Source organism: Devosia sp. ZW T5_3 (assembly GCF_044987315.1).
In the GTDB taxonomy this organism is placed as follows: Bacteria; Pseudomonadota; Alphaproteobacteria; order Rhizobiales; family Devosiaceae; genus Devosia.
This window is the reverse complement of the sequence record NZ_JBJDRE010000001.1, coordinates 235001-249936: the sequence shown is the minus strand read 5'-3', so window position 1 is coordinate 249936 and position 14936 is coordinate 235001. Positions and strand designations below refer to the sequence as shown.

Here is a 14936-nt window from a genome sequence, read left to right as displayed (position 1 = left end):
CATGACGATCCTGATAACCGGAGCAACTGGCCTGGTAGGCGAACGCCTTGTGCCGCGGCTGGTTGAAGCAGGTCTTTCCTGCCGGGTGCTGCTGCGGGCCGGAAAACCCTCTCCGCTGGGGGCAACGGCCGTGACCGGCGACATCCTTGACCCTTTAACGCTTTCGGATGCCGTCCGCGGTATTTCAGCGGTCGTGCACTTGGCGGCGGTTTTTCGCACTCAGGATACGGACCTCATTTGGAAGAGCAACCTGGAGGGGACGCGCAATTTGATCGCTGCCCTCAAAGCGAAAGCGCCTGACGCGCGCTTCATCATGTCGAGCACCAGCAATGTCTATAACATCGACAATCCGCACCCCGGACGCGAGGAGGACCCGGTCGATCCGAAGCAAGCCTATCCGGCGAGCAAGGTGGCGGCGGAAAAAGAACTGCGCGAAAGCGGCCTAAACTGGTCCATTATCCGGTTCCCATTTGTGTACGGCGACGGTGACGGACATCTGGATTCGCTCTCCCAATTTGTCGGCAATTGGCATCCGGCTCAACGGATGAGCACGATACATCACCGCGACATCGCCAATGCGGTGAAACTGGCGCTGGACGGAGTGTTCGATGGGCATGTTGTCAATGTCGCCGACGAGGCACCCGCGTCCGTCTACGAGCTTGCAGGCTTGCTTGATGCGAGAATGGAGTCGAGTTGCGAGCCTCTCGCAAATCCCTGGTATCTGCACGTCGACGCTTCGCTTGCGCGCAGCCTCGGCTTTCGCGCTAGCGTAAGGACCGTTTACCAGGCCCAGCAAGAGGGGCTGATGTAACCAAAGCTATCGTTCGTCCGGCGTATCCGGGATGATCGTGGCTGGGCCGGTCCGGTCGGCGAAATTGATGCCTGTCAGTTCCTCGGACACCTCCCAAAGCCGCTTGGCGGCGTGAGCCTCCAGCGCTTGCGGAGGAATTTTCGCATCGACTGGGTAGCCTCGGGTCTCGCCCAATTTGTCCGGACCGTAATAGGCACCTTTGCGGGCGTCGGGAGACGTTGCCGCAAACAGGGTTGGTAGCGCACCTTGCGCTGCCGGCTGGAACAAAAACCACATAAACGAGCGAGCGAGGCCCTGGACGCTGCGTCGACCCGGAGCGTTGTGCAACAGGTCCGTCCGCGACACACCGGGATGCGCGGCGATGCTCGTAATGCCCCATCCGGCGGCGTCGCTCCGCCGTTGCAATTCGAACGCGAACATCAAGCAAGCCAGCTTGGATTGGCCGTAAACCGGCATCGGCTGGTAATTTCGTTCGGCCTGCAGGTCATGGAAGTTGATAGCGGTGCCGCGGCCGCGAACGGCAATGCTCGAAAGGGTCACCACGCGTGGATTTTTTCCGCGCAACAGCAGCGGCAGCAGATAGGCTGTCAGCGCAAAATGACCGAGATAATTGGTGCCGAACTGTAGTTCGAACCCGTCAGCCGTGGTCGTGCGGGTTGGCGGCGTCATTACACCCGCATTATTGATCAGGGTATCGATCTTCTGACGGCTGGCGCTCAGCCGTTTGCCGAATGCCGCGATTGAGGCCAGGTTTCCGAGGTCTACCCCTTCGAAGCTCACGGCGGCACCGGGCACAGCCTGTTTAATCCGCGCGATCGCCTCGGCTCCCTTCGCAGGATTTCTGCCGGCGATGATCACATCGCCGCCGGCCCGCGCGAGCGCGAGTGCGTCTTCAAAGCCAAGACCACCTGTGCCGGTGACGATGATCGTACGACCTTCTTGGGATGGCATGTTCTTTGTAGTCCAGTTCATAGGCATCGTGTTTCCTTTTCAGGCGAACGGCAGGATTGGTGCGACCGAGGCGCCTTCGGCAGCGGCGGAAGCCACCGCATCATTGGGGGGCGTACGACTGCGTCCCGACCGGATATTCCGGCGCAACCCCGCTGACGGTTCAGCGCGGCACTTCAAGCTAGACGGAACGTCCGATGAGCAGAATGCCCGAACCCTCAAGAAACTTGCCTATTCCTACAGATGGCTACATAGTCCCGGCTGAGGTGCCGCGCTGGCCTGGCACTCGACCGGAGCCTCGAATGTCATCATCGCTACTTGCTGTCGTGAGTGCTTATGTCGAGGAACAGGGCGGCGGTCAGGGTCTCTTTCCAACGCCGATCGCGAGCTTCAACATCGTCCGTTCCTTTCAGGCGATGATGCCGATGCGGGCGCTATATCGCCCGTCGCTCTGCGTCGTAATACAGGGCGCCAAGGAGATCCGTTTCGGAGAGGATCGGCTCGACTATGGCGCAATGGAATGTCTGGTTGTCAGCGTCGAGCTTCCGGCCACCGGGCGGATTGTCGAGGCCAGTCCGACGGCACCCTATATCGGTGTGACCCTGGACTTCGACGTGGCGGATATGCGCGCCGTGCTCGAACAATTGGAAGAGCCGCCAACCGCTGCTGCCAGTTCCGGTCCTTGTGTGTTTGTAGGTAAAGTCGACGAAGCTTTGGCGGACTGCATCCTGCGCCTGATGCGGATGCTGGCGACGCCGAAGGCAATTCCGATCCTTTATCCCTCGGTGATGCGCGAGCTATATTATTGGTTGCTGAGCGGGCCGCATGGTGGAGAAGTCAGCAAGCTGGCCTTGCCGGAATCCAATACCGAGCGGGTTGTCAAAGCCATCTCCACGCTGCACCTCAACTTCGCTCAGACGTTGCGGATCGAGCAATTGGCTGACGTGGCGCGAATGAGCCCATCCTCGTTCCATCAGCACTTCAAGGCCCTGACCTCAATGACGCCGCTTCAGTTTCAAAAGCAACTGCGCCTGCTGGAGGCGCGGCGCCTGATGGTATCGGAGGCGACCAACGTGGCGGAGGCTGCCTACAAGGTTGGTTATGAGAGCGCATCGCAGTTCAGCCGGGAATACTCGCGGACTTTTGGCACCGCGCCAAAGCAGGACGTCTTGAACCAGCAGCGCCTCTATAGCGAGTATGCCGGCCGCACGGTGCAGACCTCTTGAACATGGATGCAGGCTGGTAGAGGAACTTCGGTGTGAGGCCTGGTTTGCCGCCGTTGGACCTTCAGATCGTATTCCGGGCAGCGGCATGATTGCTGCGAACGGCTGAGATGGGTTACCCGCTACGGGGGCGCAATCCCACCGTGCCACTGCGCACCGGCCCACAGCAGCTTTCAGGATTGCCGATGGCCGCCTCGAACGGCAAATCGACCGCAGCTGATCCGCGTTGCGGTGAGCTGGCCTGTTCCAAACCGAATATTATGCGAACTATTCCCGCCCTTACTCTGTCCGAAATTTGTAGTGTTCTTCGGACGCCGCACCTGTGCTGCTGTCCGAAACAAGTACTTCGGACGTGGCAACGGTCGGACAGGAGTTGTCGGGCGGTATTTTTAAGTTTCTTAACGCGGTCGGCCTACCCTAATGGCCTGTTAATCGGCCACCGAGCGTACTTTGTCCGTCGATGCCATCATGGATTTCAACACGGAATTAGACTTATGCTGGCGCCTCGGGCGCACCGGGCAGTCGGTGGCAGCGCTATCGCAGTCCAAGATGATTTTCATGGCAGCGCGAGATGCCGGAGACACAAACTCGATCGCCATGAGCCTTACCCAGATCGGCTGGTTCTGCCTGCAGTTGGGACATCCAGAACATGGTCTCGACGCGGTTATCGCGGCCAAGCGGTTGTGGCTGCGCTGCGGCAACAAGACGGGCGAGGCGCATGCCAGCTCCATATGCAGTTGGTTGCTGCTGGAAATGGGGCTGAGTGAAGAGGCATATGAAGAGGCCGAGCTGGCGATGAGTTTGGCAGGGGGGCAGGAGGACCAGGGCGTATTAGCGCAGGCTCTCAGCGCCAAGGCCTGCGTGCTGATGTATGGCCGCCAGCCGAGCCTATCGGCGCCGCTGCTTGAACGCAGCCTGGCGCTAGTGCGGGGCCGCGATGAGCCAAGCGCCGAAGCGCAGTTTCTCATCAACCTGGCCTTTGGCCAAGTCACGCAGGCGGAGATGCATGAGCGGGCCGACGATGCTGCTGAAGGTCAGCGGTGGCGCGAGGCGGCGGTGAAAACCAATGAGGCGGCGATGGCAGCTGCGGAACGCGGCGGCGACAGTTGGAATCTGCGCATCGCGCTGTGCAATGGTGCTGAATATCTCGGTCTTCTTGGGCATACCGAGGCAGCACACGCGCTGCTGGGGCGCTGGGAAGCTGTCGCGGGCGAAACCGGGCTGCGCGAACAGATTCACTACCTTTATACGCTCGGAGAATTGCTGACCGGGGGTGGTCACCTGGCCGAAGCGCTGGAGATCTGTGAGCAGGCCGTAAGACTGGCAGAGACAACGACCCACATCGACCATCAGGGCAATACCGCGCGACGACTGGCGGAAGTACATGAAGCCATGGGCAACTTTGCCGAGGCGCTGGCGCTGTATAAGCGGTTTCACGCGCTGTACGAAAAGCAGCTCAGCGAGGTGACGCGGCGCCGCGCCCATATCGCCGATATTCGGCTCGAAAACGGCAGGCTGCGGGCGGCGGCCGAGCGATTGGCCGACGAGGCGGCGCGTGACGGGCTCACCGGCCTGTCGAACCGCCGCAGTTTTGACCGGGTGTTCTCGGCGCTCGAAGGGCGAGTGACAGCCCTGGCCATTCTCGATCTCGACTTCTTCAAGCAAATCAACGACCGCTATTCGCATGCCACAGGCGATGCGGTATTGCGGCGAACTGCGGAATTGCTGGCGGCTGGAAGCCGCGACGATTTCGAGGTATTTCGCCTAGGCGGCGAGGAATTCGCCGTGCTGCTGCCGCACGATGATATCGCCGAAGCCGCCCTGCGCTGCGAGGCCATTCGCGCCGACATCGAGGCTATGGATTGGCGCGATCTGGTGGCGGACCTGTCGGTTACGGTAAGCATCGGCCTGGCCTGTGGTCCCGCCGGCAGCGTGCTAATGGCTGCGGCCGACCGGCGTCTTTATCAAGCAAAGGCGGCTGGCCGGAACTGTATCGTGAGTGCAGATCCGGCTGAAAAAGCCTTCGCTGTCGCCGGCTAAAGGGGCTGGTATGCGCGAGCGGTCCTCTTGTTGGATCAGGCAGCAATCGCCTCCCCGTTCGCAGCACCCTCGACATCTACTGCCAGCGACTTCTCAACCTTGCCCAATTGGCGGCGCTTGTCGACAAGCTCATCCGAGAAGACCAACGTGCCGGCCTCGCGAGAGCGATAGGACGCCAGGCGCCGTTCGGGCCGGCGAACGTTCCCCTCCGCCAACGGACGTGGCCGGCGTCGCCTCAAGGGTGAATGCCCGTAAGGGCGAAGACCCGACCACGGGGGATCGGCTCTATCGACAGCCCGGCTCTTTGGGAGGACGACGAGATATCTCCAGTGTCGGAGGTAACGTGATCATCGAGGCGCGTGGTTTTTCGAGGCTCACTTCCGAAGCTTGACCGCCAAGGTCACTTCCACTCGGGCGAAGAAACGTTCGATAGCATCGGCCTCTGCGGGCAATATTTCGCGCGAGCCAGGGTGAGTGGCTGCCCCAAGCAATTCAGCAAAGGCCTCACCCTCAGCTTCCCCCAGATGAAGAATTCCACCGGCATCGGCCATCCCGCGTAACATTTCGCGGACTTTGGCACCAAGGCCGGACCTAGTCTGCCCGCGTCGTACGTAGCCGCGCTCGACCAACCGCTTGGCTAGTTTCGCCTCCGCTGCACTGACGGTCATACTGCGCTTCACGGCGGACTGATCCAACTATCTGGGATAGAGATGGTAGATATTTCTGATCCTCGGGAACGTCAACGGCGCACCTAGCTGGGAACCCCACCGGCGGCAGCGAATGACCAGTTGCACGTCTACGCCCGGATCGATCCGCAAGACGCCGACGGCGAGGCGCGTAAGCTTGGCGACCTCGACCAGATCCAGATGGCAACCGAGCTCAGGCGGCTGCGCAGACAACTCGAAAAGCTCCAGGAAGAAAATGCCCTCCTCATGAAGGCATTTGTCGTCTTCTCGTCAGAATGGTCGAAATGAATGGGCGGTTTCGGGAAACTCAATTCTGCCCGCATATGACCAAAATGGGCGCGGAAGCAGCCTCAGCGTATTCGCTAGTGGACGGCGGCTTCCTCGCCTTCCGATCCTGAAAGCGTACAGACAGCTGTTGGCCCTTTTCTGCCGTCAGCGGACCGCACGCTGACTGTCAACTTTGGGGCCGGCAGCGGTCTGTCGCTTTTGGGTGGTTAAGTCGGTTAGGTGCCATAGGGTTGTCCGCCGCCAATCGCCCAAGCATCCCTACACTCAATCGACCAACCGTCCGCCGTGGATGCCGGCAGCGCCCCTCGCTGGACCGGGGGCAAAGTTGACCCCATGAATGATGGGTCACGTCATGAGACCACACAGGCCATGGCGCATGTATTTTGCACTGCGGCCAGCTATATTGTCATGAACAAATGAGGTCTTGCCATGCCCAATATCATCGAACGCAAGGATCATCCCCTCTCAATGCGGCTGCCGTCAGCAGACATTGCCATGATCGACCGTGCCGCCAGCCTGCGGGGGCGCTCAAGGACCGATTTCGTACGCGATGCGGCGGTGCGGGAAGCGGAGAATGTCATCATGGAAGCTATGGCCATTCGTATGAGCGCGGAGGGGTTCAGGACCTTCATGGACGCCTTGGCCCAGCCGGGCCGGCCTGTGCCAGAAATGGTCGAGGCCATGCGGCGTCCGGCGCCATGGGAGACCGAGAGCGACGGGGACTGATCCGTGGTCCCTATCTTCGCCTGAACCGTTTGCGTCGCATCATGACGTTTCCGAGTTCTCCTGCGGCAAGCCGGCCCTCCGACCACTGGCTACAAAACCGGGCACTCTCCAATCAGACCAAGGGCTTTACCGCCGTGATGGTGGTGCATGAGGCCGGGCGTGTCGTCGGGTTCTACGGTCTCGCACCGACGCCATCGTTGCGGCAACCATGCCGCGCTCCATTCGAACCGGGCAGCCGCCAGACCCTGTGCCTTGTCTACTGTTAGGGCAGTTAGCGACGGACACTGCGTGGGCTGGACGTGGGATCGGTACCGGCCTCGTCAAGCACGCCCTGACGCGTTGTGTCGAGGCCTCTGGTCTGATCGGGGGTCGTGCCCTCGTGGTCAATGCCATCGATCCGGAGACCGCTGCTTTTTGGACCCGAAGGGGGTTTCATGCCCTCGCGTGACGATACATTGGTTCTGTTCCGGTCTATCGCCGATATCGCGGCGTCGATCGCCGCCATCGGCGATGGGGGCTGACTGGACACCGCTTTACCGCCCTGCCCTCAAATCCGCTGCGGCTGTTTTTACCGGCTGCTAGTCTGCGGAATTATTGACATTGGCCCGGCTCGTACTCGTCTGTGCTGAAATAAGGTAACCGGGACGTCAGGTCATTCTACCCGTCGATAAAATCGGTTTTCTTCGACATATTGTTAGGATGTGTCGCTCTCATCGACAGCAGAAAGGCGTCATTCAAACCCTTTGCTCTCTCTGCCTACTCTACGTCCAAGGCGCCCCAGGGGAAATGATTGACGTGAGGCCGACCACACAGGACCAACTGACATCGTGACACTGAACCCACACCCCTCTCTCAAGAGACTGGCGGAGGAATGCAGCGAGTGGCTGGAGAACGCGCACAAGAAAGAGCATATGGAGCGCTACACATCTGCGGTTCAGAATTTCTTGAGCATGCCCGGCAAGCTGGACCAAAAGGCGGGACTGCAACTTAGAAGTCTTGCGCTTTTTTATGACGTGGCGAGCTGCGACGCTTTTTTGCGTTCCGACATCCAAGAACTCACGCGCCTTGTTCAACACGCTGTTCATTTGCGTTCTTTGATCTTCCGCTGGGATGGCATGTATAGCGACATGCGCCAAGACTTGGGCAATTGGCCGACAGAGTTCTCCGACGGCATGAAGGCCGCTGGCCCGTGTATGCTTTCGTGGTGGGATCAAGCTGGCACTTGCGCCCAGCTTTTCATCGAAATGGCTGAGAAGGACCAGGCGATAAACACGACGCCTGGGATGCGCAGGATCAAGCACGGGACCTCTGACGCCTACCTGCTGAGTATTTTCTCGGCAGAGTTTAAAATCCCTACGATCTTCGTCCCCCCGTCAGTGCTTGTCCCTCAATATCAAGCTGTGCTCGACGCCTGGAACACCGATGACGAGGCACAGTTCCAAGCCGCTATGCGAACGGCAGCTGAGCTCCACATCTCGCGAAGCAAGGATAACACGGACAAGATCAGGTTCGAATTCGACGCCACAATCGACCGTGTTTTTCCAGCAGAGCTTCTCGCCATCCAGGCTCTACGGCGCAGGTACAAGCTCCCTGAGTTCGACGCTGATCACGCTCTGATCGACGAGCCTTGGAAGGTCCTGCGCAATATTAAATCCATTGAGTCCAACGAACTCGCCAAAGCTGTCGAAGATAGATTGATCGAAGATTACCCGAAGTTTCGTTAAGTCTTCCATGTCGACGACCTTCTTCAGCAAACAGCAGAATATTCATCAACAAGGCGCAATCCCACAGCGCCCATTGCGGGCGCTAGGCTACCATAGCAGTTACCGTCTCCAGGTAAGCTAGGCCATCGTCGTCAGCTGTTCGCGCAATTTGCTCTCCGGCGCCGCTTTCAGCGCCGGACCTCCGCGAACCAGCTCCCGCGATAATGAAATCGCAGCAATAGACAATCTGGACATTCCGGACAATCCGGACTATATATGCGGATACGCGATGGAGGCGATTATGGTCGCAGCAATTCGGAAGTCCGAGGCCACAAGGCAGATCAATGTGGGCAGCGCAGCAGTTGCCGACATTATGGACGTGCTTGCCCGACACAATCCAGGAATTTCAAGGTCGATGCTGAAGGGCAAGAGCAGGGTCGTGGCCGCGGTCACGGCCGCCGTCGTACGGCTTTCGGACGAACAGCAGCGTCAGATTGTGGCCCATGAGAGAAATCTGGTGGAGGCGATGGGTACGGTCGCAGCGGGTCTTGCCAGTCAGGACGATCGGGGGCTCATCCAGCTCGATGTTGAGCGGCCTGTAGAGGTTAGCGAGGGTGAGGGCCTCGGCGAAGTGGTCGACATCGAAGTGGGTCGGCTACGGCTTGCCGCCTATGCGACGCCGGGTCGCCTCGAAGATTGGGCCGGCCCGGTCGCAGGGCCAGGCGAGATCGAAAAAATCTTTGGCACGCGCCGATCAACATTGCACGACTGGCACAAGCGCGGCGCGGTCATCGGACTGCTCAAAGGGGAGCGAAAGCACGTCTTTCCCCTGGCTCAGTTCGTCGACGGTCGGCCGATCGAGGGTATATCCGAGGTCTCGAGGATCATCGGCAATCCCCGTGTGGCATGGCAATGGCTGGTTCAGCCCAAACCCAGCATCGGAGGCACGCCTCTCGACCAGCTCAAGCAGGGGCATGTTTCCGAAGTTCTCGATGCAGCCGAACGTGATTTCGGCTGATCGTGAAGCTGGACTCTAGAGTCGTTGCGGACCTGGCGCTTCCGTTTCAGCCCAAAGCCTATCTACGCATCATGCCCAAGGCCCATGTCGCCACGCCCCTTGGCATGGGGTTCGGGCAGACGCGCTTTGCTGCGCCCGACAACGCGTTCCAGTTGATCTATCTCGCACGCAATCTTGCCACGGCGATCGCCGAGACCGTGGTCCGCGATCGTTTCGAGGGAAAAGCCAGGCGCGTTCTCGACATTACGGAAGTCGAGGAGTGGTCGTGGCGGAGGTCTCGGCAATCGAACCGCTCACAGTCGTGGACCTGCGAACGACGGGCCTGCTGAAGCTCGGCGTGACCACTAATGCTGTGCGTGCCAAGGGCCAGGCCGCCGGCCGTCGCCTCAGCAAGGCGCTCTATGATCACTTCGCAGCCGATGGCGTGCTCTATTCTTCTCGCCTGACGTCGGCTGAGTGCCTCGCAGTTTACGATCGCGCCGTGACGCCCAAGCTGCGATCAACTGCGGCTGCGAGCCTCGCGCGGCATGCAGGGCTGATCGCGGCTCTGACGGCGATAAACGTCTCGGTCAGGGGGCTCACATAGCTGCCTCTCTTCGTCATCACCGTACGGTTGTTAAGAAGACCGTCCGCTGACGGCCCGAAACCTGCCTGACCACTATCGGGGTAGCTTCGCCTGACCAAGAGGGCGGGAGGTTGGTTGCAAGCAACGTCTCCTACGTTCATCCCGGCCGCGCTGCCCGGGGCCCGCAGGACACGTCTGAGCGCAGCAGGCCCCAGCCGAAGATTTCGTCCCGTCCTGCTGTGCCGAGGTCTTCAGCAGCGGCGGTTAATTCTTCCACCACGGTGCCGGGCGATGACTCGGGCTGGGCAGCCAGCCTTGCAGCCAGGGCGGCGGTGACGAAGGGCGCGGCGAAGGAGGTTCCGGTCTGGGGGCGCATGCCCGAGATAGAGGCGGCGGTGGGGATGTCGACGCCGGGCGCGGCGATGTCCACATGGGCGCCCTGCACCGCACGGCGATAGACGCGCTTCTGGGTGTCGATTGCCGTTACCGCCAACACGGAACCATAGGCGGCCGGATAAAGGGGTTGGGAGCGGGCGCCGGCGTTGCCGACAGCAGCAACCAGCGGAATTCCCTTGGTTTCGGCGAGAGCGACCACCCCGGCCAAGACTGGATTGTCAGAACCGGCAAGGCTCAGATTGATCACGTCAACCTCGAGAGCCAGTAGGTGAACGATGGCGCGTGTCAGCGCATAGGTGTCGGCACGCTCGCTGCCGCCGTCCAGAACCGCAAAGGGATCAGCGACCCGCACCTGGGCGTTCGGCAACAGCCCGGGGACCTGGCTCGTGGCGCCGCCCACCAACATCGCAACTACGGCAGTGCCGTGCTTGGCCCCGGATGGCGAGTCCGTGGTCTCGATGAAGCGTTCGACCACGAGATCGGCGCCTTTGAGCACCTCGTGTTCCACATTGACCCCGGTATCGACGACGCCGATCAGCGGCGTTGCGGCGCATTGGCCGGCGCTCATGTCTGGCCAACCGACCATGGGCCACAACTGGCAGATCGCGGCATTGCAGGGGGCCGGTTCTGCCTGATTGTAATAATAAGAATTCGGCGCGACCGTTGCGTCGGGCTCCAGCAAGGCCACCTGCGCCAGTGCATCGGCAATCGAGCGTCCCGCCGGCACCTGCAAGCGCACCAGCAGGCCCAACTCGGACAATTCATCGTCGGCCTGCAACACGTAGCCCGCTTCCAGCAGCTGCGCCACGCTTGCACTAGACAAGCCATAGGCAACAATCTCGTTGGCCGCCGCCTCCGGCAGAACGATGGCCGAGGCGGGCTGGATGCGGGGCGCAGGCGGCGAAAAAACCGGCCCGTCATCATCGTCATCATCGCCGTAATCGTCGTCATCATCATCCCCGCCATCATCGTCATCGTCGGCCAGCACCGCTTGGATGGCGAAGCCGGGAACCAATGATGCAAACAGCAGCGGCGCCGGAACCACACAAAATCCGGCAAGAGTCACCGCCAGAACGGTTCGATGCAAGGCGGTCAGAACCATGACGAGCTTCCTTCTTCCGGCAGGGCTATCAGTGCGGGCGGCGTGCCCAGGCGAATACCGACATTGATCATGCGCGCGGCGTCCTCTGCGGCATGAGTCAGCAGTTTGCGCGCATTTTCTATGGCCTCTTCGAGACTGCAAGGCCGGGTCAGAATAGACGCGAAGGCGTCTATTCCATGATCGAAATTGGCAATGGCGCCCTTCCCGATCGTGCCCGCCAGCGCAATCACCGGCAGGCCCGCCGCCTTGGCATGCAGGGCCACCTCGGCCGGCACCTTGCCAAAAGGGGTCTGCCCGTCCAGGCTTCCCTCTGCCGTAATCACCAGATCGGCCTGCGCCACCAGGCTATCGATTTCGAGATAGGTCATGACGATCTCATAGCGCGGGTGCAAGGCGCCGCCCAGTAGACCAAGCACCGCAGCCCCCAACCCGCCGGAAGCGCCCGCCCCAGGCGCAGTTCCGACATGCAACCCAGTGGCAGCCGTGATGGCGGTGGCATAGCGCTCAAGTGCGCTATCCAGCAATTCGACCTGGGCCGGGGTCGCGCCCTTCTGAGGCCCGAATACACGGGCAACGCCGCGCGGGCCGAGCAGCATATTGTGCCAATTGACCGCCGCATCGATCCGCACCCGGTCAAGCCGCCGATCGCGCCCGCTCATATCGATGCGTTGCAGTTGCGCCAGAGCCGCGCCGCCCCGGCCCAGGTCGGCCCCATCGGCATCGAGCAGCCGCACACCCAGCGCTTGGGCCATGCCGGCGCCGCCGTCATTAATGCCGCTGTCACCACAGCCGAGCAGGATGCGCTGGGCTCCGGCATCAAGGGCCCTGGCGATCAGCTCGCCTACGCCATAGCTGGTGGTAAGGCATGGATCACGCCGTTCGCGTGGCACCAACCGCAGTCCGGCGGCCGCTGCCATCTCGATAACGGCGGTGCGCGGGCCGCGCCCTCCCAGAAAGCCGAAGAAGGATTTCACCGGCTCTCCGACCGGACCGGTGACCGTGGCGGCATGCAAACTGCCCCCGGTTGCCGCCACCAAGGCCTGGGTAAAGCCTTCCCCGCCATCGACCATGGGCGCCTTGAGGATAATGGCATCGGGAATGGCGCGCAGCACGCCCGCGCCAATGCAATCGGCCACCTCGTTGGCCGAGAGGCTTTCCTTGAACCCCGAGGGGGCAATCAGAATAGTCATGGACATTGCATGTCTCCTTGGCAGCAATCAGAGGATGGGAAGGCCGAGCAGCGGCCAGACGAACAGCACCATTGCCACGAGCAATCCGACAAAGGCGGGCAACAAGGGAGCCGAGAGCAGCAGCAGGTCGCGCTGGGAAAATGGTGTCGGCTCAAGGCCGGCAAACATCATGATCGGCTTGGCCGAGACCATCAGCGTCTGGCAGAAGCCGCTGCCGATCGTGACGAGCATGACCAGGGCCGCCGGATCGAGTCCGAAGCCCGCCAATGGCAGTGCCACCGCCGGGATCAGCACGCTGGCACGGGCGGTGCGGGAGGCGATCAGCAGATGCGTGGCAGCCGCAATACTGGCCGCGAACAGCACCACCATCCAGGGCGCCGGCGCGCCGAATGTTGCGAACAGCTCCACCATGCCGGTCGCGACGAAATCTGCAGCGCCGGTGCTGAGCAGCGCCTCGCCCATCACCAAAGTAGCGGCAAGGAACAGCAGCAGGTTCCACTCCACTGCCTTGAGAGCCGTCTTCAGGGCGATGCCGGAGACCAACCGCGAGCCGACAACCAGCGCGGCGACCAGGGCGATCACTGCCATGTCGATGCCGTGTAGTCCGCTGGTGGCCCAGAGAGCTATGGTCAATGCAATCGTCGCGATGATCAGGCCTTGATTGCGAGCTGGCGCGCTTTGCGGATGCCAACCTGGGGCCACGGAGGCACGGCGATCGTCGGCGGAGAGGAACAGGAGCTGGATCAATCCGCAGGCCAATAAGCTTGTGAGCAGCCCGAATGGCGCGCCGAGCAGCGCCCAATAGGCAAAGTCCATTGGCTTACCGGTCAGCCGGGTGACAAAATCGGCGGCGATCAGGTGTGCGCCGGCGCCGATCATGGAGGCGCAGGCCGAGAGCAGAATGGTCGAAGCGAATAGCAGCGCCAGCGCGCGACTGACCGAAGCTCGACCGATTGCCGCGGAGAGGCCGAGAAAAACCGGCACCAGCATGGCGGCGCGGGCTGAGGTCGAGGGAATGACGAATGCCGTGGCCGCGATGGTGACGCAACTGGCCCAGAACACTCCCGATACTGAGGTGAATCGTTCCAGCGCGGCAAAGGCCAGGCGTTCGGTTATGCCGGTCTGCCGCAACACCCCGGCAATCACGAAGGCTGCGATCAGCAGCCAGATCAACTGGTTGCCCATGGCGGCAAACAGCACGTCTTCGCCCACTGCGCCGCCCAGGATCATGGCCAGGGCGCCGCTCAGCGCCACCGGCGTATCGGGCAGGTCCATCACCGTCCAGGCAATGAGGGTCGCCGCAAAGATTGCGAGGGCGGTACGGGCCGGCAAATTCGGCGCATCAAGCCCGACAATGAGCAGCGTCGTGACAAAAGCGATAAGAACCGCGCCAATCCCAAGACGTAGCGCTTTGCCCGATGTGGCGCGCGGCAGCGTGTCTGACCGGGTGGGAGTCGATGCTGCAGGCTGGGCTTCTATTGGGGTGAGGAGCGCGACGGCAGACATGATCGGAAAGACCTTTCGCTGACGCCCGAAACTGGGCTTGGCGAAAGGGATGACGGGCTGGCCTCGGCTTTATTCCAGCGGCGGGAGAGTTTTTTGACAGTTCGATGACAGCGGATGTCCCCACAATGCAAAAATCTCCGGATGGCTACGCCACCCGGAGATTTATCGGCGGCCACCTGGGACCTTCGTGCCGAACGCGACGCCCATCAATCGTCGTTATCGTCATCGGACGAGTTGGACGAGCTGTTGGAGCTCGAATTCGAAGAGCTGTTGGAGCTGGAGTTCGAGGAACTGTTCGAGCTGGAATTGGACGAGCTGTTATTGCTCGAATTGGAGGAGCTATTGTTGCTCGAGTTCGACGAGCTGTTCGAATTCGAATTGGATGAACTGTTGGAGCTCGAGCCGTCACGGGCGATCCAGCGGCCATTCTTGAAGTCCATCCAGCCGTCGTCATAGCGAACGCGGCTATCGGCAAGCAGCACTGTATCGGCCTGCGCCGGAGCGGCCTTGCCATTCATGGCCCTGGGTAGATCCGCAACCGCTGGCGCCGCCGCTGCGACAATGCTGGCCACGGCCAGCGTGGTAATCGTCATTATCTTGCTCATGGTCTGTCCTTTGCGTGTTCGGGCACCGAACTGGCGCCACGAAAGGACAAGACGGACGAGCCGGGCATTTATTCCCCTACCATCGCCGGAATTTTTATCCTGCCGCCGGAATAAATACCGCGCCGCCGC

General features: G+C 61.2%; 16 protein-coding genes. 10 read left to right on the top strand and 6 right to left on the bottom strand.

Features of this window, described 5'->3' with window-relative positions; translation table 11 throughout:
- The first annotated feature begins 1 nt into the window (after nt 1).
- Nucleotides 2–811 carry an NAD-dependent epimerase/dehydratase family protein gene (locus ACI3KW_RS01235; protein ID WP_404846575.1) on the top strand — a complete coding sequence of 270 codons (810 nt, stop codon included), beginning with the start codon at nt 2–4 and terminating at the stop codon, nt 809–811.
- Nucleotides 812–817: 6 nt separating this feature from the next.
- Here the strand turns inward: ACI3KW_RS01235 and ACI3KW_RS01230 are convergent, their stop codons facing one another.
- Nucleotides 818–1789 (bottom strand): SDR family oxidoreductase, encoded by a 972-nt coding sequence (locus ACI3KW_RS01230; protein ID WP_404846574.1) that lies wholly within the window; start codon nt 1787–1789, stop codon nt 818–820.
- 272 nt (nt 1790–2061) lie between these two features.
- Between ACI3KW_RS01230 and ACI3KW_RS01225 the strand changes: the two genes are divergently transcribed.
- Nucleotides 2062–2985 carry an AraC family transcriptional regulator N-terminal domain-containing protein gene (locus ACI3KW_RS01225; protein ID WP_404846573.1) on the top strand — a complete coding sequence of 308 codons (924 nt, stop codon included), beginning with the start codon at nt 2062–2064 and terminating at the stop codon, nt 2983–2985.
- Between the two features lie 447 nt (nt 2986–3432).
- Nucleotides 3433–5022 carry a diguanylate cyclase gene (locus ACI3KW_RS01220; RefSeq protein WP_404846572.1) on the top strand — a complete coding sequence of 530 codons (1590 nt, stop codon included), beginning with the start codon at nt 3433–3435 and terminating at the stop codon, nt 5020–5022.
- Between the two features lie 374 nt (nt 5023–5396).
- Here ACI3KW_RS01220 and ACI3KW_RS01215 read toward each other — a convergent pair whose 3' ends face one another.
- Nucleotides 5397–5690: a hypothetical protein gene (locus ACI3KW_RS01215; RefSeq protein WP_404846571.1), complete on the bottom strand. Its 294-nt coding sequence runs from the start codon at nt 5688–5690 to the stop codon at nt 5397–5399.
- A 120-nt stretch (nt 5691–5810) separates the two neighbouring features.
- Here ACI3KW_RS01215 and ACI3KW_RS01210 point away from each other — a divergent pair, with 120 nt between their 5' ends.
- The 7 genes from ACI3KW_RS01210 to ACI3KW_RS01180 all read left to right on the top strand — a co-directional run bounded on the left by ACI3KW_RS01210 (nt 5811) and on the right by ACI3KW_RS01180 (nt 10029).
- Nucleotides 5811–5996, top strand: a complete 186-nt coding sequence (locus ACI3KW_RS01210) for a hypothetical protein (RefSeq protein ID WP_113122220.1) — start codon at nt 5811–5813, stop codon at nt 5994–5996.
- Between the two features lie 429 nt (nt 5997–6425).
- On the top strand, nt 6426–6722 hold the full coding sequence (locus tag ACI3KW_RS01205; RefSeq protein ID WP_404846570.1) for a DUF1778 domain-containing protein: 297 nt from the start codon (nt 6426–6428) through the stop codon (nt 6720–6722).
- Nucleotides 6723–6930: 208 nt separating this feature from the next.
- A complete protein-coding gene (locus ACI3KW_RS01200; protein ID WP_404846569.1) occupies nt 6931–7170 on the top strand; it encodes a GNAT family N-acetyltransferase in 240 nt (79 codons plus the stop codon).
- Between the two features lie 379 nt (nt 7171–7549).
- A complete protein-coding gene (locus ACI3KW_RS01195; protein WP_404846568.1) occupies nt 7550–8446 on the top strand; it encodes a hypothetical protein in 897 nt (298 codons plus the stop codon).
- Nucleotides 8447–8726: 280 nt separating this feature from the next.
- Nucleotides 8727–9443, top strand: coding sequence for a hypothetical protein (locus ACI3KW_RS01190; RefSeq protein WP_404846567.1), 717 nt, complete (start codon nt 8727–8729; stop codon nt 9441–9443).
- Nucleotides 9444–9445: 2 nt separating this feature from the next.
- Nucleotides 9446–9772 (top strand): RES domain-containing protein, encoded by a 327-nt coding sequence (locus ACI3KW_RS01185; RefSeq protein WP_404846566.1) that lies wholly within the window; start codon nt 9446–9448, stop codon nt 9770–9772.
- Nucleotides 9773–9780: 8 nt separating this feature from the next.
- A complete protein-coding gene (locus ACI3KW_RS01180) occupies nt 9781–10029 on the top strand; it encodes a hypothetical protein (protein WP_404846565.1) in 249 nt (82 codons plus the stop codon).
- 136 nt (nt 10030–10165) lie between these two features.
- Here the strand turns inward: ACI3KW_RS01180 and ACI3KW_RS01175 are convergent, their stop codons facing one another.
- The 4 genes from ACI3KW_RS01175 to ACI3KW_RS01160 all read right to left on the bottom strand — a co-directional run bounded on the left by ACI3KW_RS01175 (nt 10166) and on the right by ACI3KW_RS01160 (nt 14807).
- Complete coding sequence (locus ACI3KW_RS01175) at nt 10166–11506, bottom strand: S8 family serine peptidase (RefSeq protein WP_404846564.1); 1341 nt, start codon at nt 11504–11506, stop codon at nt 10166–10168.
- On the bottom strand, nt 11497–12702 hold the full coding sequence (locus ACI3KW_RS01170) for a glycerate kinase (protein ID WP_404846563.1): 1206 nt from the start codon (nt 12700–12702) through the stop codon (nt 11497–11499). Before ACI3KW_RS01170 ends, ACI3KW_RS01175 begins: the two co-directional genes overlap by 10 nt.
- 21 nt (nt 12703–12723) lie before the next feature.
- Nucleotides 12724–14202, bottom strand: a complete 1479-nt coding sequence (locus ACI3KW_RS01165; protein WP_404846562.1) for an SLC13 family permease — start codon at nt 14200–14202, stop codon at nt 12724–12726.
- A 206-nt stretch (nt 14203–14408) separates the two neighbouring features.
- Nucleotides 14409–14807, bottom strand: a complete 399-nt coding sequence (locus ACI3KW_RS01160; RefSeq protein WP_404846561.1) for a hypothetical protein — start codon at nt 14805–14807, stop codon at nt 14409–14411.
- Nucleotides 14808–14936 lie beyond the last annotated feature (129 nt).